Origin of the sequence: Nocardioides pantholopis, assembly GCF_003710085.1 — a bacterium.
Taxonomy (GTDB): domain Bacteria; phylum Actinomycetota; class Actinomycetes; order Propionibacteriales; family Nocardioidaceae; genus Nocardioides; species Nocardioides pantholopis.
Genome location: NZ_CP033324.1, coordinates 1687471 through 1706397, shown reverse-complemented (window position 1 = coordinate 1706397; position 18927 = coordinate 1687471). Strand labels below are relative to the sequence as shown.

Here is an 18927-nt window from a genome sequence, read left to right as displayed (position 1 = left end):
CAGCGCCACAAACGAGACGCAACTGTTGCCGGGCCGGCCAGGCCGCCAGTGCGTCCCGCCGGGATCGGTTCCACGACAGGACCGTTGTGCGATAGTTCCGTGCGTGTCTGACCGAACCGTCCAACGTTCTGGGATCGGGCCGGTCGGCGCACGCGAGCTGGTCCTGGGCGCCGCCGCCCTGCTGATCCTCGCGCAGCTCGCCCTGCGGGCCTGGGCTCTGTATCCGAGCTGGTTCTACCTCGACGACCTGCAGATGCTCGACGAGGCCGGCAAGGGCCTCGACGCCCGGCTGCTCTTCGAGCCGTACGACAGCCAGTTCATGCCGCTGGGGCGCCTGCTGGCGTGGGTGGTCTCGACGAACGGCCTGGTCAGCTGGGGCCTCGCGGCCACGCTCACCCTGGCCGTCCAGCTCGCGGCCAGCGTCGCCTGTCTGTGGATGCTCAGCACGCTGCACGGGATGCGCTGGGAGATCCTGGTCCCGCTCAGCCTCTACCTGTTCACCGCCATCACGGTGCCGGCCACGATGTGGTGGGCGGCGAGCCTGAACGCGCTGCCGCTGCAGGTCGCGTTCTTCTGCGCCGTCGCCACCTGGTGGCGCTACCTGCGGACCCGGCGGTGGCGGTGGCTGGCGCTGACCCTGCTGGTCCTGGGCCTGGGGCTGCTCGCCTACGTGAAGGCCCTGGTCCTCTTCCCGCTGCTGGCACTGCTGGCCCTCGCCTACTTCGGCGAGGGCAGCCTGCGGAACCGCTTCCGCGTCGTGGCCCGCCGCTACTGGCCCGCCGTCGGTGCCGGCGTGGCGCTGGCGGCTGCCTTCTCGGCGTACTACCTGAGCCAGGTGCCGCAGCTGACCACCGACTCCCCCGCCCCGGTGGCCGGGCCGCTGGCGGACACGATGCTCGGGACCGCCCTCCCCGTGGGGCTGCTCGGCGGCCCGTGGCGCTGGAGCGAGATCAACCCGCCCGCCGGCCTCGCCGACCCGTACGGCTGGGCGACCGGGCTGTCCTGGGTGGCGATCGCGGCCCTCGTCGCCTACCTCGGCATGCACCGGCGCCGGACCGGCCGGGTCTGGCTGCTGCTGGCCTACTACGTGCTCGCGTCCTACCTCCTGCTCCTGGTCACCCGAGCGCCGGTGGTCGGCAGTGTCGCCGGCCTGGAGTACCGCTACCTGGCCGACGTGGCATGCGCGGTGGCGCTGTGCGTGGGGCTGTTGCTGCTGCCGGCGCTCGGCACCGATCAGGGCACGGAGCCCCGGCCCGACCCCGTGCTCCGGTGGCGCCTGCCCCAGCGGTACGCCGCCGCGGGGGTCGCGCTGGTCCTCCTGGGCGGTGTCCTCTCCACCGTCGGCTACGCCCGGATCTGGCACACCGACAACCCGGGCGAGCGCTTCCTGCGCTCAGCGCAGGAGGGGTTGCGCGACGCCGGTCCCGTCGCGTTCGCTGACACCGTGGTGCCCGACAACGTCATCCCGGGATATCTCTACCCGTTCAACACCAGCGTCCGCCTGCTCCCGGTCGTCACCGAGAACGCCTACTTCCCGCGGGTGACCGGCCAGCTCGCGGTCCTCGGCGAGGACGGCGAGCCACGGCGTGCGGTGATCTCCCCGGCCGCGTCCGCGCAGCCCGGCCCGAAAGAGGGGTGTGGCTGGCTCGTCCAGACCGACCCGGTCCTCATCCCGCTGGACACCCGGGTCTTCGACTACACGTGGTGGGTCCGGGTCGGCTATCTGGCGTCCGCCGACACGACCGTCGAGGTCCGGATCGGCTCGAACGTCGTCGAGGCCCCGGTGCGCCGGGGCGCCCACGAGCTCTTCGTCAACGTCACCGACGACTTCGGCGTGGTGACGCTCGGCGGCCTGCCGGCCGGCCAGACCATGTGCGTCGACACCGTCGACGTCGGCACCGCCACCCCCGGAGGTCCCCTGTGAGCACCAGCCTCGGCGCCCGCGTGGGCGAGGCCGTCACCCCGCCGCCGCCCGCCACCGGCGGCACCTTCCCAGTGCTCGACACCCTGCGCGCCGTCGGCGCCCTGTGCGTCGTCACCACCCACGCCGCCTTCTGGGCCGGCGAGTACACCGGCAACGGTGTCTGGGGCACCCTGCTGGCCCGGCTGGACGTGGGCGTCGCCATCTTCTTCGTCCTCTCCGGGTTCCTGCTGGCCCGGCCGTGGCTGATCCGCGCGGCCGACGGGACGACCCGGCCCGCGGTGCGGCCCTACCTGCGCAAGCGCTTCCTGCGGATCGCGCCGCTCTACGTCGTCACGGTCGTGCTCGCGCTGTCGCTGGTGCAGGAGAACCGCGACCTGGGCGTCGCCGACTGGCTGCGCACGCTCCTGATGCTCGACACCGCGACCGGGCAGGTCTTCCCCGCCGGGCTCACCCAGATGTGGAGCCTCGCCGTCGAGGTGGCCTTCTACCTGGTGCTGCCCCTCGTGATGCTCCTGGCCGTAGGCCGCGGCCGGCCGCTCCGGATCGACCGGGTGCTCCTCTGCCTGGCCGCGCTGGGGGCCGTCAGCGTCTACTGGCACCTGGACGCGGTGCCCCGGCTGGAGGCCGTCATCGATGGGGCGCCTGTCCAGTGGCTGCCGGCCTACCTCTCGTGGTTCGCGGTCGGCCTGCTCCTCGCCCTGGTCCAGGTGCTGCACGAGCGCGGGATCGCGCCCCGGTGGGCCGCCACGATCGTGGCCCTCGGGCGCCAGCCCGGCAGCTGCTGGGTCCTGGCCGTCGCGCTGCTGCTGGTCTGCGCGACGCCCCTGGCGGGCCCCTCGATGTTCGATGCCCCGAGTCCCGCCGAGGCGCTGGCGAAGAACGTGCTGTACGCCACCATCGGCTTCCTGGTCGTGGTGACCGGCGTCTTCACCGTCTCCGGAGGCCGCTACGAGCAGGCTCTCGGCCACCTCGCGGCCCGGCGCCTCGGCTGGATCTCCTACGGCATCTTCTGCCTGCACCTGCCGGTGCTCCACCTGGTGATGTGGAGCACCGGCTGGCCGCTGTTCCAGGGACGCGGCCTGCAGATCTGGCTGCTCACCGTGCTCATCAGCGTGGCCGCCGCCGAGGTCGCCTACCGGGTCGTGGAGCGTCCGGCGCTGCGGCTGAAGATGCCCCGGCGCCAGATCCGGCCCTCGGCGAGCGAGACCACCAGCCCGACCACCGAGACCACCAGCAGGTAGCCCAGCCACCGCGAGTCCCCGGCCCATCCGGAGGGGTCGCCCCACGGCTGGATCGCGTAGCCCGCACCGACGACGACCGCCGGTGCGGCGAACAGCAGGGCGCGGGTCGGCTCGCTCGCGCGCAGGGCGTACGCCGCCGCGGCGGCGACCGCCCCCAGGAGCAGGCCGACCCACCCGGCGACCAGCCCGGCACCGAGGAGCGCCAGCGCCAGCACCAGCAGGGACGGGAGCTCGCGCTCGGCGAGGGGCGGGTGCTCCGGGCCGCGCCAGCGACGCCGGAGCACGAGGACCGCGCCGAGCAGGACGAGCAGGCAGGCCGCGCCCACCGCCAGGCCGGTCCGGTACGCCGTGTCCGGAGCGAACCGCGCCTCGACCGGCCCGTCGCCGTCCAGCCGCCAGCCCTGCTGCCAGCCGTCGACGACGACCGGCTCGAGCTCGGCGCCGTCCTGGGTGGCCAGCCATCCCGGGTTGGCGTTCTGCCGGAGGACGACGAGCCCGGCGCCCTCGGTCGGCTCGACCCGCCGGGTGCTCGAACCCAGGTCGAGCCGGGCGGCCTGCGCGCCCGCGGGGAGGGCCGCGGCCCCCGGGTCGGCGTCCCGGAGCACCAGGCTCGCCGGGGCGAAGGCGTCCGAGCCGGCCACGTCGATCACGGACCGTCCCGCGGGAGTGCTGATCGTGCCGTCCTCGGTGCTGCACAGGCGGGCCTCGACGGCCTTCCCGGCCAGCAGCTCGGCCGACGACGCGACGACCGCCGACGCGTACCTGGCCCCGGCCACGCTGACCACCGGGCCGCTGCCGCAGCCGAGGTCGCGCCGGTCCTCGGAGAGGCCGAGCGGGAGGTAGGGCACCCCGCCGACGGACATCTCGCTGATCCCGACGCCGATCGCCTGCGGCTGGGCGTCGAAGCCGAGGCTCGCGGTGGCGTCGGTGCGCTCGATCCGGACCTGGAGGGTGTCGGTCCGCACCCGCGGGAACCGACCCACACCCTGGGCGTTGAGCGCGACCTCGCGGGTCCCGCCCGGCCAGCTCACGCTCACCCGGGTGGGCCGGCGCGCGGCGACGGTGTCGTTGAGGGCTACCCGCACGGAGCCCACCCGGCGCTTCCCGAGCCAGTTGAGCGTGAGGGTCGGACGCAGGTCGTCGGGAGCGGCCAGCCAGGTCGTGGCCGCGCTGCCGTCGATCGCGGCCACCGCCGAGGCCCGGGAGTCCGGGACCGCCGTGGACGAGGCCTGGACGTCGACGGCCTGACCCCGCAGCATGGCCCGGTCCAGCGCCCGGCCGGCCACCGGCCGCACCGACAGCTCGGGCTGCCAGGTGGCCGACTCCGGGAGGGTCAGGACCCGCCCCATCGCCGAGGCCTCCTCGGGTGCCCGGGCCCGTTCGGCCAGGCACCGCACCGTGTCGTCGACCTCCGCACAGCCTCGCCGGGCGTCGCCCAGGGCGCGCACCACGACGGCGGCCGGCGTGCCCCAGGCCGCGGGGATCTCGGGGAGCGCCAGCCGGCGCCGCACCTCGACTCCCGGGACCTCGACCTCGGCGACCGCGACCATCTGGTCCCCGGGGCCGGCGTCCTCGATCCGCACCCAGGCGGTCTCGCCCGCCGGGAGCACCACCCGCCGGGTCTCCCCCGCGGCGAGCTGGACCGGCTCCGAGACGCCCGCGGCGGTGCGGACCCGCAGCACCTGGTTGTCCGCCGCGTCCGGGCCACCCCGCAGGGTGACCTGGGAGACCGCACGGGGGTCGGCCAGGTCCAGCCGCCACCAGGCGCGTCCAGCGGCGGAGCCGGAGCGCCACTGGGTTCCCGGGTCGCCGTCGACCGCGGCGTACGGGAGCTCACCGGGCCGCGGCCCTCCGGCGGTGTCGGAGTCGGAGCCCGACGAGGACGCCGACAGGCTGGCGGCCCCGTCGAGCACCGCCGACGTGGACCACCGCTCGGCGTCGTCGAGCAGGTAGTCGCGCGCGGGGTTGCCGGACCGGCGCCGGTCACCGGGCGTCAGCACCGCGGAGGAGCCGTCGTGGATCCGGGCGAAGAAGTGCTCGCGGGCCTGGAGCCCGTCGGTGAGGACGACCGGCCCGTCGACGCCGTCCTCCGGCTGCGCGCCGTCGGCGGCGAGCACGGTCGGCTCGGTGCCGACCACGCCGAGGTCGAGGAGGTCCGCCAGGTCCTCGGGGCCGCCGACCAGGGTCGTCGCGGAGGCTGCGGAGACGGCCGGCTCGGTCGTCCCGGCGACCCGGAAGACCTCGACCGCCGGATACCTGGCCTGCCAGCCGCCGTTGACCACGACCCGGTCGCCCTGGTCGTCGTCGAGCACGGCGCCGCCGCCGAGCTCGGGTCCAAAGCTGGCCACGCGCACCAGGCCGGGCGAGTCGCGCAGTGCCTGGTGCACGAGCACCGGGTCGGGGACGTCGGAGCGGTCCCCCAGGTCGTTGCGCACCACGAGGTGCCGCACGCCCGCCCGCCGCAGCGCGGCGGTCAGACCGGGCGACCCGGCACCCTGGGCGAGCCGGGACTCCACCCCGTCGAGCATCCGGATGTTGCCCGCCCGGGTCAGCGGGATGACGTTGCGAACCGCCCAGGGGGACTCGGCGAGGTACTGCAGCGGCTCGTCCTTGGGCGAGCCCCACAGGTACTCGCCGAAGGGCGCGCCGGGCACCAGCAGCGCGGTGGTCTCCTCGCCCTCCTCGGCGAGCCAGTCAGCGGTCTCGCTCCAGTAGTCGGGGACCTCCAGGTGGGCGCCCGCAGGCGTGACCCGGCCGGAGACGACCGGCAGCGTGGAGCCGAGCAGGGCGGTCAGCGCCATCGCCACGACCGCCACCCGGTTCACCCGCTCCAGCGTCATCGTGCCGCGGTCCGGGGCGCCGGCCGCGCTGGTGGAACGGGCGACTCGGCGGGCGAGGACCCGGTCCAGGACGACCGCGAACCCGATCACGAGCGGCAGCCGGACCAGCGGGTCGAACTTGTGGACGTTGCGCAGGGGCGCCAGCACCCCGTCGAGCAGGCCCCGCAGGTCGGCGGAGAACCAGCCCTCGACGGCACCCGCATGGCCGGCCCCGACCATCAGCACGCCCGTCAGCAGCGAGAGGACCAGGAACCGGCGGTGCGGGCACCACCGCCCCAGGAGCCCGACCAGCCCGAGCCCGAGCACGACCGCGCCGTTGAGGATCAGGTACGGCGTACGGAGCAGGTCGTTGCCCGCGCGCGATCCCGCGTCGACGTACGGAACCCAGTTCGAGGTGCCGCGCAGGACGTCGAAGAGCGTCGTCGGGAACGTCGTGACCGAGGTCGTCTCGATGTAGTCCAGGAACGGCGGGCTGTAGGCGCCCATCACGAAGAGCGGCACCAGCCACCACAGGGTCCCGAGCACCGTGAACACCGGCCACCACAGCATCAGCGCCCGGCGCCGCGGGCCGGGGGTGCGGGTCAGCAGCCAGATGGCGCCCATCGGGATGACCGCGAACGTCGCTGCCGCGTTGACGCCGCCGACCATCGCGACGGCCAGCGCCGAGAGCGCCGCCGCCCGGCGCGCCGAGCCGCGCTCGGCGCCGATCACCAGCGGCAGCAGGACCCAGGGCGCCAGCGCGCTGGGCCACGCCTCGATCGAGATCGGGCCCAGCGTCGTGAGCATCCGGGGCGAGAGCGCGAAGGCGAGGCCGGCCGCGATGCAGGCCAGGTCCGAGCGGACCCCCAGGGCGCGGGCGACCTTCGCAGCGCCCGTGAACGCGACGGTCAGCACCAGCGCCATCCACAGCCGCTGGACCACCCAGGCCGGGAGGCCGGCGGAGATACCGAGCCAGAAGAACGGGCCCATCGGCCACAGGTAGCCGTAGGCCTGGTTCTGCAGCTGCCCGAAGGCCCCCTCGCCGTCCCACAGGTGCAGCGCCCGGGAGAGGAACTCCCCCGGTGCGACCACCAGGTCGAACTTCGTGTCCGGGACGAGGAAGCCGGGGTCCTGGACGAACGCGAGGCCGACCAGCAGCGCGCACGCTGCCGCGATCCGGAACCGGAACCGGGTGCGCTCGTCCGTGGTGTCGCTCACCGCTTGCGGAGGACCAGGACGAGGTTCCATGTCACCAGCTCTCGCACGACCGGGACGCGCAGCAGCCACCACGACCAGCGCGGGTTGTAGCGCGGCAGCGTGGCGACCACCTCGGCGTCCCGCTGGGCCTCGACCCACCGCAGGCCGTCGCGCACCGTGACCGCGAAGAGCGACTCGCCGTACCGGTTCTTCGGCTCGTGCCCGTGCTTGCGCGCGTAGCGGCGGCGCGCGCGGCTGCCGCCGAGGAAGTGCCACGGGGCGGTCTCGTGGCCGCCCCACGGCCCGTACCAGACAGTCCAGCTGAGGAAGACCGTGCCGCCGGGCCTCGTCACCCGGACCATCTCCTCGGCCATCCGCCAGGGGTCGGGGACGTGCTCGAGGACGTTGGAGGAGTAGCAGACGTCGACGGAGTCGTCGGCGAACGGCAGGTTCATCCCCGACCCGACGACGGTTCCCGGCGCGATCTCGCCCAGTCCGGCCAGCTCTCCGGCGTCCGCGTCCAGGGAGTAGTAGGTGGCACCGGCGGCCGCGAAGGCGTCCCGGAAGTACCCGGGCCCGCCGCCCACGTCGAGCAGGGTCGCCCCGCGCAGGTCGACGAAGTGCGCGAGCTGGGCCGCCGAGTCCTCGGCCAGCGCGGTGTAGAACAGCGCCGGGTCGGACTGCTCGTGACCGAAGGCCCGGAACAACCGCACCGAGCGGCGCAGGGTGGGTCGCCACGGACCACGAACGGGAGTCTCCGGCCTCAGCACGCCGCGACCCTACCCGCTGGTACACACCGGTGGTGACAGGCCGAAGCGTCCTCTAGTCTTCGTCGATGCACGACCTGGCTGAGCTGTCCGGCAAGCACGTGGTGTTCCTCAGCTGGAGGGACACCCACAACCCCGAGGGCGGGGGCGCCGAGCGCTACCTGGAGAAGATGGCCCAGGGGCTCGTCGAGCGCAGCTGCACCGTGACGGTGTTCTGCGCGGCGTACGCGTCGGCGCCTCCCGAGGAGGTCGTCGACGGGGTCCGCTACGTGCGTCGCGGGTCCAAGCTCTCGGTGTACGCCGAGGGCATGCGGGCCCTGCGTCGCGGCCTGCTGGGCGCCCCGGACGTCGTGGTGGACGTGCAGAACGGGCTGCCGTTCTTCAGCCGGCTGGTGACCCGCCGTCCGGTGGTGGTGCTGGTCCACCACGTGCACCGGGAGCAGTGGCCGGTGGTCTACCCCGGCGCCCCCGGACGGATCGGGTGGTGGATCGAGCACCGGCTCGCCCCGTGGCTCTACCGCCGGTGCCAGTACGTCGCGGTCTCCCGCGCCACCCGTGGCGAGCTGCGCGACCTCGGGGTGCGCGGACCGCGGATCGCGGTGGTCCACAACGGCACCGACCCCTACGTCCCGGTGAACCCGGGGAAGTCCCCTGACCCGCTCGTCGCGGTGGTGGGCCGGCTGGTGCCGCACAAGCAGGTCGAGCACGCGGTCGACGCGGTCCTCGCCCTGCAGCCGGAGCTCCCGGGCCTGCGCCTGGCGGTCGTGGGGAGCGGCTGGTGGGAGGCGAAGCTGCGCGAGTACGTCGAGGAGCGCGGCGCCGGCGGCCTGGTCGACTTCCACGGCCACGTGGACGAGGAGACCAAGCACGAGCTCTACGAGCGCGCCTGGGTGCTGGCGCTGCCCTCGCTCAAGGAGGGCTGGGGCCTGGTCATCGGCGAGGCCGGCATGCACTCGACGCCCGCGGTCGCCTACCGGACCGCCGGCGGCACCCGCGAGTCGATCGCGGACGGCCGCTCCGGCCTCCTCGTGGACAGCCCGGACGAGCTGGTCGCGGCGCTGCGGCGGGTGCTCACCGACGCCGAGCTGCGCGACCAGCTGTCGGTGGGGGCGCTCGCGATGAGCAAGGAGTTCACCTGGCAGCACGCCCAGCAGTCCTTCGCCCTGGTGCTGGGCGCCGCCATCGCGGGGGTCTTCACCGACACCCAGGACCCCGAGGAGCCCCCCGAAATCTGACGACGGCCCGACCGGATGGTCGGGCCGTCGTCGACGGTGGTGCGGAACTGCTGGGTCAGCTGTTCGAGCCGTACTCGATCACCGAGCTGCGCGCCGGTGATTCCGACGGCTCCGGTGCCGCAGTCTGGCTGGACACGACGCCGATGATGGTCGCGGTCGCGACCACCCCGCCGAGCCCCACCGAACCGACAGTCGTGAGCAGTGTCGTTCCAAGTCCAAGTCCAAGTGCCACGCGTAACCCCTCCCTGAGTCGCCCAGAGCGTAGCAGCCTGTGACACCACACACACGTCAACAGGCTTTTCGGCCGGCCCGGCCTCGACCGGCGGGCTGCGTGACCCGGCTCCGGAGCCGACGCGACCGCACCAGCCAGCCCGCCAGGGCCACGACGAGGGGGCTCCCCCAGGCCAGCAGCGCGAGCGCCATGGCCACGGTCCACGAGGCGGGCAGGTCCCGCCGTGCCGGGTCGGCGAGCTCGAGCACCTGCAGGTCGGGTGACTCCCACAGCGTGCGGGCCTCGAGCGGCGGCGCGGTCCCGGGGGCCTCCCGGTCCACGACGACGACGCGGATGCCCAGCTCGGCCAGGCGCGCCGATCTCTCCCGCGCCGTCGGCAGCGCCAGAGCCTCCCCGGCCGCACCGGCCCGGGGGTCCTCGCCCGCGACGACGGTGCCCGACACGACGAGCTCGTCACCGGCCACGTAGTCGGGGGTCAGGTAGCGCCCGAGCGGGTCCAGCACCTTGACCCCGCCGTTCCACCCCGGCTGCCGGTAGCTGGACAGCGGCAGCAGGAGCACGTCTCCCGGCTGCCGGTCCACGGATCCGGACACCACCTGGCGCGCAGCCGCCCAGGTGTCGGGGAACGAGACCGCACGCAGGCTCGACGATGCGCCCCACGCGGCCGCGGGCAGCGCGGCCACCGGGGCGAGCACCAGCGCCAGCCCCAGCGCCGCCCGCGGCACCGCGGCTCCCGGCCGGTGCCGCCACAGGGTCGCCGCGCCGTCCGCCGCGGCGACGGCCAGCAGCGGCGCGCACAGGGCCAGCAGCCGGGCCCCGTCGCGGACCAGCCCGGCGCCGGGAACGGTGGCGACGAGCCAGCCGACCGCGTCCGGCGAGAGCCAGGTCAGCACGGCCAGCAGCCAGCCGGCGGACCAGCACCCGAGGTACGCCGCACGCTCACGGCCGTCGTGGCGACGCCACCAGCCCCGGGCGCCGATCCCGGCGAGCACCAGCAGGACGACGACGCCGAGCGCGGCGGCGGTCCCCCCGCCGGAGCCAGGCACGACCTCGGAGTTCCAGATGCCGCCGAGGCCGAGCGCGGCGACCGGCCCGGGGAGCCAGCCCTGGTCGTGCAGCGCGAACACCGACGCCCCGGCAGCGTCAGTGGTCGCGGTCGACGCATGCAGCAGCCCGGCCACCAGCCAGGGCGCGTTGCCGGCCGCGGCCAGCAGGACGGCGGGCAGCGTGCGCCGGCCGCCCGCGGCGAACGCGAGGAGCACGACAGCGGTGACCAGGCCGGCGCCGGCGCTCAGGCCGCCGAGCGGCACCAGCCACAGCAGCCGCAGCGGGAGCCGGCCCCCGCGGCGCCAGGCGGTGCCCGCCTCGATCACCCACGGCAGGACGGCGTACCCGACGAGCACCGGCCAGTGGCCGATCACGAGCCGCTCGACCACGAACGGGTTCCACACGTAGACCGTGACCGCGACCAGCCGGGGCACCAGCCCGGCCGGAGCCAGGCGGGACGCGCCGATCCCGGCACCGACCAGGGCGCCGAGCAGCACCAGCTTCTGGAGCATCATCCCGGGCACGATCTCGTCCGCGAGCGCGACGACCAGGTCCGACGGCACCGCGCGCGGCAAGCCGGACCCGAGCCCGAGGAAGCCCGGCCGCAGGGCCAGGTCGGGGACCCAGACCATGTCGTAGCTGAGCACGTATCCGGGCGCCAGGGCCGGCCCGAGGAGCAGCACGGCGAGGACCGCCGCCCACAGTTCGGGGACGCGGCGCCGCAGTGTCAACGCCACCCCTCCTCTTCTTGGGCCGTAGAGTGCGATGGGACAAACTACCGACGTCCCGCACCCCGATCACGCCAGACGCCGGAGGAACGTATGACCGCCCCCACCACGCCGGATCCCGGAGGGGCCCGCGGCGGCGGCTCGGTGGCGGTGGCCATGGGCGTGATGAGCGTGGCCTCCTACGCGTTCACGATCGTGGCCGCCCGGGTCCTGGGCACCCAGTCGTACGGCGCGTTCGCGGCCCTGATGGGCCTGCTCCTCGTCGTCAACGTCCTCGCGCTCGGGCTCCAGGCCACGGCGGCGCGGCGGATCTCCTCGGTGCCCGAGCACGCCCGCGAGATCGAGACCGTGATCATGCGGGTCAGCCGCCGCGCCGGCCTGGTCCTGGCGCTCGCCTGCCTGCTGCTCTCCCCGGTCACCGACGCCGTCCTGCGGCTGGACAGCCTGCCGACGGCGGCCCTGGTCGCCCTGGCGGCGTTCCCGCTCACGATGATGGGCGGCCAGGCCGGGATCCTCCAGGGCGAGCGGCGCTGGACCCAGCTGTCACTGCTCTACCTCAGCAGCGGCCTGGGCCGGCTCGCCGTCGGCGGCGTGCTGATCGCCTGGCGGCCCAGCGAGTTCGCCGCGATGCTCGGCGTCGCCCTCGCGGCGTACCTCCCGGTGCTGCTGGGCTGGTGGGCGCTGCGCCGGGGCGGGCCGCACGTGGACCCGGGCTCGGACGCGCCGGGCGCGCGGGAGCTGATCTCGGAGACCGTGCACAACTCCCACGCGCTGCTGGCGTTCTTCGCACTGTCCAACCTCGACGTGGTGCTCGCCCGCGCGATGCTCGACGGCCACGACGCCGGCCTGTACGCCGCCGGGCTGATCATGACCAAGGCGGTGCTCTTCCTGCCGCAGTTCGTGGTCGTCATCGCGTTCCCCGACATGGCCGCCTCCCGCAAGCGCAACGCGCACCTGCCGGCGCTGGGGGCGATCGCCCTGCTGGGCCTGCTGGTCACGGCGGGCACCGCCGTCCTCCCGGGCCTGGCCCTGATCTTCGTCGGTGGCGCCGACTACGAGGAGATCAAGCCGCTCATCTGGGCGTTCGCCGGCCTGGGGACCCTGGCCTCGATGCTCCAGCTGATGGTCTACGAGGCGGTCGCCCGGCAGCTGCGCAGCGCCCCGTTCGTGATGTGGGTGGCGCTCGGGGTGCTCGCGCTCGGCGCGCTGGCCGTCGACAGCGAGCGCCAGCTCGTCGTGGTCGTCGCCGCCGTGTACGCCGTGTGCCTGGCCGTCCTGATCGTGTTCACCGCCCGCCGCTCCCGGGCGGCGGCGGCCAACCGGGTCGACGAGCCCGCCGTCCGCGGAGTCTCCGCGGACGGCTGAGCCCCGCCCCTAGTGGGCGGCCTCGTGCCAGCTGCGGCCGGTGCCGACGGAGACGTCGAGCGGCACTGTCAGCTCGGCGGCGGCACCCATGTGGCGGCGCACCAGGGCCTCGAGCTCCTCGCACTCGCCGGGGGCGACCTCGAGCACGAGCTCGTCGTGGACCTGGAGCAGCAGCCGCGAGCGCAGCCCGGCCGCCGCGATCGCGCGGTCGACCTCGAGCATCGCGATCTTGATCAGGTCCGCGGCCGAGCCCTGGATCGGCGCGTTCAGCGCCATCCGCTCGGCCATCTCCCGGCGCTGGCGGTTGTCGCTGGTCAGGTCGGGCAGGTAGCGGCGCCGGCCCTTGATGGTCTCGGTGAAGCCGGTGCGACGCGCCTCGTCGACGACGCCCGCGAGGTAGTCGCGGATCCCGCCGAAGGTCTGGAAGTACTCGTCCATCAGCCCCCGGGCCTCGGCCGGCTCGATCGCGAGCTGCTGGGCGAGCCCGAACGCGGAGAGGCCGTAGGCCAGGCCGTAGTTCATCGCCTTGATCTTGGCCCGCATCTCGACCGTGACGTCCTCGGCCGGGACGTTGAAGACCCGGGCCGCGGTGATCGAGTGGAAGTCCCGGCCCGAGCGGAACGCCTCGATCAGCAGGGCGTCCTCGGACAGGTGGGCCATGATCCGCATCTCGATCTGGCTGTAGTCGGCAGTCATCAGCGACTCGTAGCCGGGGCCGACCACGAAGCCCTCGCGGATCCGCCGGCCCTCCTCGGTGCGGACCGGGATGTTCTGCAGGTTCGGGTCGGTGCTGGAGAGCCGCCCGGTGGCCGCGATCGTCTGGTTGAACGTCGTGTGGATCCGGCCGTCGCCGGCGACTGTCTTGAGCAGCCCCTCGATGGTCTGGCGCAGCCGGATCACGTCGCGGTGGCGCAGCAGGTGCAGCAGGAACGGGTGCTCGGTCTTGACGTAGAGGGCCTGCAGCGCGTCGGCGTCGGTGGTGTAGCCGGTCTTGGTGCGCTTGGTCTTGGGCATGCCGAGCTCGTCGAAGAGCACCACCTGCAGCTGCTTGGGCGAGCCGAGGTTGATCTCCTTGCCGATCACCGCGAACGCCTCGTCGGCAGCGCGGCGGACCTCCTCGCCGAAGTGCGCCTCGAGCGTCTCGAGGTGCTCGGCGTCGACGGCGATGCCGGTGCGCTCCATGGTCGCCAGCAGGTCGACCAGCGGCAGCTCGATGTCGTTGAGCAGGTCGGTGCCGCCGCGCTCCTCCAGCTCCTCGTCCAGGGCCGCCGCCAGGTCGAGCACGGCGCGGGCGTGCAGCATCTCCACCTCGCCGCCGGTGCCGCCGTCCTCGTCGAGGCCGAGGCTGAGCTGGCCGTCGTCGGCGCTGCCCTGCTTCAGCTCGCGCTTGAGGTAGCGCACGGTCAGGTCGGCCAGGTCGTAGGAGCGCTGGTCGGGGCGCGCGAGGTACGCCGAGAGCGCGGTGTCGCGCGCCAGCCCGGCCAGCGGCATCCCCCACGCGGCCAGCGCGTGCATCGGGCCCTTCGCGTCGTGGAGCACCTTCGGCTGGGCCGGGTCGGCCAGCCAGGCGGCCAGCGCGGTCTGGTCGGCCTCGACCAGGTCCTCGGCGAGAAGCCACGCGGCCGTGCCGTCGGTGGTCGCCAGCGCCACCGAGGTGACATCGCCGGTGCCGGCGCCCCAGCGGCCCGCGACGTGCACCCCCACGCGTTCGCCCGCGGCGCCGTGCTGGGCCAGCCAGGCGGCGAGCCCGCCGGGCTCGAGCGCGGTCATCGTGACGTCGAAGCCCGACTCGTCGACCTCCTCCTCCGAGGTGAGCGTCTCGAAGAGCCGGTCGCGCAGGACGCGGAACTCCAGGCCGTCGAAGAGCGTGTGCACCTCCTGGCGGTCCCAGGGCTGGAGGGCGAGGTCGTGCGGGCCGAGCTCCAGGTCGAGGTCGCGGACCAGCGCGTTGAGGTGCCGGTTGCGGATCACGTCGCCCAGGTGCGCGCGCAGCGCCTCACCCTTCTTGCCGGTGATCTGGTCGGCGTGCGCGATGACGTTGTCGAGGCCGTCGAACTGGTTGATCCACTTGGCGGCATAGCCCTGCCCCACGCCCGGCACGCCCGGCAGGTTGTCGGAGGTCTCCCCCACGATCGCCGCCAGCTCGGGGTAGCGCTGCGGCGGCACGCCGTACTTCGCCTCGACCGCCTCGGGAGTCATCCGGGCCAGGTCGGAGACGCCGCGCATCGGGTAGAGGACCGTCGAGCGGTCGGTGACCAGCTGCAGCGAGTCGCGGTCGCCGGTGAGCACCAGGACGTCCATGTCCTCAGCGAGCGCGCGGGTCACCAGCGTGGCGATGATGTCGTCGGCCTCGAAGCCGTCCTTCTTCAGGAACGGGATCCGCAGCGCGGTGAGCACCTCCTCGATCAGCGGGAGCTGGCTCTTGAACTCGTCGGGCGTCTTGTTCCGCTTGGCCTTGTACTCGGCGTACTCGGCGAGGCGGAAGGTCTGCCGGGAGACGTCGAACGCGACGGCGACGTGGGTGGGCTGCTCGTCGCGCAGGACGTTGATGAGCATCGAGGTGAAGCCGTAGACGGCGTTGGTGTGCTGGCCGGTCGTGGTGGAGAAGTTCTCGACCGGGAGCGCGAAGAAGGCGCGGTAGGCCAACGAGTGGCCGTCGAGGAGGAGCAGTCGCGGGGAGGTCGGCTCGGGCACCCGGCGACTCTATCCGGCGCCGGGGACAGCCCGCGCGTCGGCGACGGTGCGGGACAGCGCCGCCGCCGGGGGCGACAATGGGCGCCATGACGACCCAGGACACCACCCCGAGCATCGCCGAGTTCGTGGCGAGCCTGCCGCACGGCATGGGCCACCTCAACGACAAGATGGGGATCGAGCTCGTCGAGCTCTCCGCGGAGCGGGTGGTCGCGACGATGCCGGTCGCCGGCAACACCCAGCCGTACGGGCTGCTGCACGGCGGGGCCTCGGTGGTGCTCGCGGAGTCGCTGGGCTCCATCGGGGCCGGCCTGCACGGCCACCCCGACCGGGCGCCGGTCGGCGTCGACATCAACGCCACCCACCACCGCTCCGCCACCAGCGGCACCGTGACCGGGACGGCCACCGCGATCCACCTCGGCCGGACCAGCGCCAGCTACGAGATCGTCATCACCGACGAGCGCGGCAAGCGGGTCTGCACCGCGCGCATCACCTGCGCGCTGGTGCCGCTGGAGCGCGTCGGGCTCTAGCGGCGCCCACGGCTGGCGCCCTGCTCAGGCCTCGCGGGCGGCGTGCGCCCGGCGCATCGAGCGCCGCGCGGCCAGCACGTGCCCGAGCTGGCGCCCGCCGTGGCGCTGCAGCCCCGGCTGCTGGGCGGTGAGCCGGGCGCGGACCACGTGGGTCGGCGCCACCCGGAGCACCGCCAGCGGCCCCAGGGCCAGGCGCGCCATGAAGCGATTGGCGTCGCGGGACCCGGACGCGGCCGCAGTCGCGACGTGGTGCACGCCGACCTCCTCGGCGAAGGAGACCGCGGCCTCCATCAGGTGTCGGCCGATGCCGCGGCGCCGGTGCTCCGGCAGCACGTGCGGCGAGACCGCCTGCACGATCGGCTCGAGGTTCAGCCCGCTCATCGTCGTCACCCGCAGATACACGGCGCCGGCCGGGCACGCGTCGAGCTCGGCGACGAGCAGCCGGCACTCCGCGGACTCCTCGGCGGATTTGATCACGAGCTCGATGTCGGCGAGCTGCTCCTGGCGGTCCACGCGACGCAGGGTGTCCTTCCACAGCGTCGTCAGGAACGGGGCATCCGCCAGCGCGGCCTCACGCAGCGTCACGAGGGTACGGGTCACTGCTCTCTGCCTCCTGGCTCCAAGCTCGGTGCGCGACCGGTCCCGTGGCCGCGCATGCGGGTCGAGACTACGCTCAGCTCGCTGCGGATGGCAGGGGCGTGTGGCAAAGATCGGCGAGGCGCGAGGAGCGATGTGATCCCCGGTACAGGCACCGTCGTGAACGTCGCAGCCGTGCTGCTCGGGGCGCTGCTCGGCGTACTGCTCGGCAACCGGCTGCCGCAGCGGACCCGGGAGGCCGTGACCGACGGCCTCGGCCTGGTGACGCTGCTGATCGCGGGGACCTCCGCCGTCGCGGTCCTCTCCCCCGACCTCGCGGCCGAGGTCGGCGACAGCGCCCCGATGCTGATCGTCCTGACCTCCCTGCTCGTCGGCGGCATCGTGGGCAGCCTGCTGCGCCTCGAGGAGCGGGTGGAGTCGCTCGGCGGCCGGCTGCAGCGGCGCCTGGCCGGGGGCGCGGGGTCCGTGGAGCGCCGGCGCTTCGTGGAAGGTTTCGTGGCCTCCTCCCTGCTGTTCTGCACCGGCCCGCTCACGATCCTCGGCTCGCTCAACGACGGGCTCGGCAACGGTGCCGACCAGCTGCTGCTGAAGTCGGCCCTCGACGGGTTCGCGGCGATCGCGTTCGCGGCGTCGTTCGGCTGGGGCGTCGCCGCGAGCGCCATCACCGTCGTGGTGGTCCAGGGCTCGCTGACGCTGGTGGGCCTGGGCCTCGGCGACCTGCTGCCCGACGCGCACCTGGACGCGGTGACCGCCGTGGGCGGGCTGCTGCTCGTCGGGGTCGCCCTGCGGCTGCTGCGGATCCGCGACGTGCCGGTGGCCGACCTGCTGCCCGCCCTCCTGGTGGCCCCGGTGCTGGTGGCCGTCCTCGCGCCCGTGCTGGGCTCCTGACCGGCCCGTGCGGTGGAGTGTTGATAACGGAACGGCCACAAAAATCCCACGGACGTGAACCCGGTCACCAAACCCGCCACGGCCGACTAGGTTCTCCCTTATCCAAGGCTCCACCTGGCGCCCTGTGAGAACCGGAGGACAGATGAAGCGCAATTCGACGACTCTTCGCCTCGCCGCTGTCGCTGCTGCAAGCGCCCTGGTGCTTTCGGCCTGTGGCAGTGACGACTCGGGCGACGACAACAACGACGAGAGCGAAGCCCCGGCGGCCGCCGCCAAGGGCGACGGCACCTTCACCGTCGGCTCGCTGCTCCCCGCCACCGGCAGCCTGGCGTTCCTCGGCCCGCCCGAGTTCGCGGGCGTCGACCTCGCGGTCGCCGACATCAACGCCGCCGGCGGCGTGCTCGGCAAGGACGCCGTCCACGTGCGCGGCGACTCCGGCGACGCGGACAACGGCATCGCCCCCGCCGAGACCGACAAGCTCCTGGAGAAGAAGTCCGACGTCATCGTCGGCGCCGCTGCCTCGGGCGTGTCGCTGACCGTCATCGACAAGATCATGTCGGCCGGCGCCGTCATGTTCTCCCCGGCGAACACCTCGACCTCGTTCGACGAGGGCGACTACGCCGAGCCGGACAACTACTTCCGCACCGCTCCCTCGGACATCCTCCAGGGCGCCGTGCTCGCCAACCTGCTGCTGCAGGACGGACGCTCGAACGTCGCGATCATGGCCCGCCAGGACGCGTACGGCGAGACGCTGGCCTCCGAGGTCTCCAAGAACCTCGAGAACGCCGGCAGCGCCGTCGCCGCCACCGTGTTCTACGGCGAGAAGGCGCAGTCCTACGACTCGCAGGTCTCGGAGATCGCCGGTGCCGGTGCCGACTCGCTGGTGCTGATCGGCTTCGAGGAGACCACCACGATCATCCCGCAGCTGGTCCAGGCCGGTGCCGGCCCGAAGGACCTGCCGACGTACTTCGTCGACGGCAACACCTCCGACTACAGCAAGGACGGCACCACGTCGCTGCCGGCCGGGATGCTCGCGGGCACCAAGGGCACCATCCCGGGTGCGGACTCCGGTGAGGAGTTCAAGAAGCGGCTCGCGACTGTCGACCCGAACCTGAAGGACTACTCCTACTCGGCCGAGTCCTACGACGCCGTGATCGTCTCCGCCCTGGCGGCCATCGCGGCCGAGAACGACAACGGCGACGCCATCGCCAAGGAGATCCCGGGCGTGACCAAGGACGGCACCGAGTGCACGACCTTCGAGGAGTGCGCCGGCCTGCTGGCCGAGGGCGAGGACATCGACTACAACGGCATCTCCGGCCCGATCGAGCTCGGCGAGACCGGTAGCCCGACGGCCGCGTCCATCGGCATCTACGAGTACGACGCGCAGAACAAGATCAGCCCGGTCGACTACATCGCCGGCGAGATCTGATCCAGCACCACCACACGTTGGGCCCCGGAGCGACTCGCTCCGGGGCCCAATCTGTTGCCGGCCCGCCCGCGTCGCCCGCTCAGCCGACGACGACCGTGACCGTGCCGAGGGCGACGGGCTCCCCGTCGGCCGTGATCGTCAGCGTGACGGTGGTGCGGCCAGGCGCCACGGCCACCCAGGAGTGCGGGTGGCTCGGCCCCTGCGTCCAGTCGTCGACGGCCAGGGAGCCACCGTCGA

General features: G+C 73.7%; 13 protein-coding genes. 7 read left to right on the top strand and 6 right to left on the bottom strand.

Annotated features, from left to right (window positions below):
• Nucleotides 1-103 precede the first annotated feature (103 nt).
• Complete coding sequence (locus EBO35_RS19425) at nucleotides 104-1924, top strand: hypothetical protein (RefSeq protein WP_164477870.1); 1821 nt, start codon at nucleotides 104-106, stop codon at nucleotides 1922-1924.
• Nucleotides 1921-3165: an acyltransferase family protein gene (locus tag EBO35_RS08150; protein ID WP_164477869.1), complete on the top strand. Its 1245-nt coding sequence runs from the start codon at nucleotides 1921-1923 to the stop codon at nucleotides 3163-3165. Before EBO35_RS19425 ends, EBO35_RS08150 begins: the two co-directional genes overlap by 4 nt.
• Here EBO35_RS08150 and EBO35_RS08145 read toward each other — a convergent pair.
• Nucleotides 3057-7202 (bottom strand): alpha-(1->3)-arabinofuranosyltransferase, encoded by a 4146-nt coding sequence (locus EBO35_RS08145; protein ID WP_164477868.1) that lies wholly within the window; start codon nucleotides 7200-7202, stop codon nucleotides 3057-3059. The genes EBO35_RS08150 and EBO35_RS08145 overlap by 109 nt on opposite strands.
• Complete coding sequence (locus EBO35_RS08140) at nucleotides 7199-7951, bottom strand: class I SAM-dependent methyltransferase (RefSeq protein WP_122817272.1); 753 nt, start codon at nucleotides 7949-7951, stop codon at nucleotides 7199-7201. The genes EBO35_RS08145 and EBO35_RS08140 overlap by 4 nt, the downstream gene beginning before the upstream one ends.
• A 65-nt stretch (nucleotides 7952-8016) precedes the next feature.
• Here EBO35_RS08140 and EBO35_RS08135 point away from each other — a divergent pair, with 65 nt between their 5' ends.
• Nucleotides 8017-9183 (top strand): glycosyltransferase family 4 protein, encoded by a 1167-nt coding sequence (locus tag EBO35_RS08135; protein WP_122817271.1) that lies wholly within the window; start codon nucleotides 8017-8019, stop codon nucleotides 9181-9183.
• A gap of 55 nt (nucleotides 9184-9238) precedes the next feature.
• Here EBO35_RS08135 and EBO35_RS19420 read toward each other — a convergent pair whose 3' ends face one another.
• Nucleotides 9239-9415: a hypothetical protein gene (locus EBO35_RS19420; protein ID WP_164477867.1), complete on the bottom strand. Its 177-nt coding sequence runs from the start codon at nucleotides 9413-9415 to the stop codon at nucleotides 9239-9241.
• A 56-nt stretch (nucleotides 9416-9471) separates the two neighbouring features.
• On the bottom strand, nucleotides 9472-11199 hold the full coding sequence (locus EBO35_RS08130) for a hypothetical protein (RefSeq protein ID WP_164477866.1): 1728 nt from the start codon (nucleotides 11197-11199) through the stop codon (nucleotides 9472-9474).
• Nucleotides 11200-11283: 84 nt separating this feature from the next.
• On the opposite strand from EBO35_RS08130, the gene EBO35_RS08125 reads away from it, so the two are divergent.
• Entirely contained in the window at nucleotides 11284-12555 is a 1272-nt protein-coding gene (locus EBO35_RS08125; RefSeq protein ID WP_122817269.1) for an oligosaccharide flippase family protein, read from the top strand.
• A 9-nt stretch (nucleotides 12556-12564) separates the two neighbouring features.
• Here EBO35_RS08125 and polA read toward each other — a convergent pair whose 3' ends face one another.
• A complete protein-coding gene (gene polA / locus EBO35_RS08120) occupies nucleotides 12565-15249 on the bottom strand; it encodes a DNA polymerase I (RefSeq protein WP_122817268.1) in 2685 nt (894 codons plus the stop codon).
• An 86-nt stretch (nucleotides 15250-15335) separates the two neighbouring features.
• Here polA and EBO35_RS08115 point away from each other — a divergent pair, with 86 nt between their 5' ends.
• Entirely contained in the window at nucleotides 15336-15776 is a 441-nt protein-coding gene (locus EBO35_RS08115) for a PaaI family thioesterase (protein WP_122817267.1), read from the top strand.
• Nucleotides 15777-15800: 24 nt separating this feature from the next.
• Here EBO35_RS08115 and EBO35_RS08110 read toward each other — a convergent pair whose 3' ends face one another.
• Nucleotides 15801-16376, bottom strand: coding sequence for a GNAT family N-acetyltransferase (locus EBO35_RS08110; protein WP_241153922.1), 576 nt, complete (start codon nucleotides 16374-16376; stop codon nucleotides 15801-15803).
• Nucleotides 16377-16532: 156 nt separating this feature from the next.
• On the opposite strand from EBO35_RS08110, the gene EBO35_RS08105 reads away from it, so the two are divergent.
• Both EBO35_RS08105 and EBO35_RS08100 read left to right on the top strand, forming a co-directional pair.
• On the top strand, nucleotides 16533-17261 hold the full coding sequence (locus tag EBO35_RS08105; protein ID WP_241153921.1) for a DUF554 domain-containing protein: 729 nt from the start codon (nucleotides 16533-16535) through the stop codon (nucleotides 17259-17261).
• A gap of 199 nt (nucleotides 17262-17460) precedes the next feature.
• Nucleotides 17461-18690 (top strand): ABC transporter substrate-binding protein, encoded by a 1230-nt coding sequence (locus EBO35_RS08100; RefSeq protein ID WP_241153920.1) that lies wholly within the window; start codon nucleotides 17461-17463, stop codon nucleotides 18688-18690.
• Nucleotides 18691-18927: the final 237 nt, after the last annotated feature.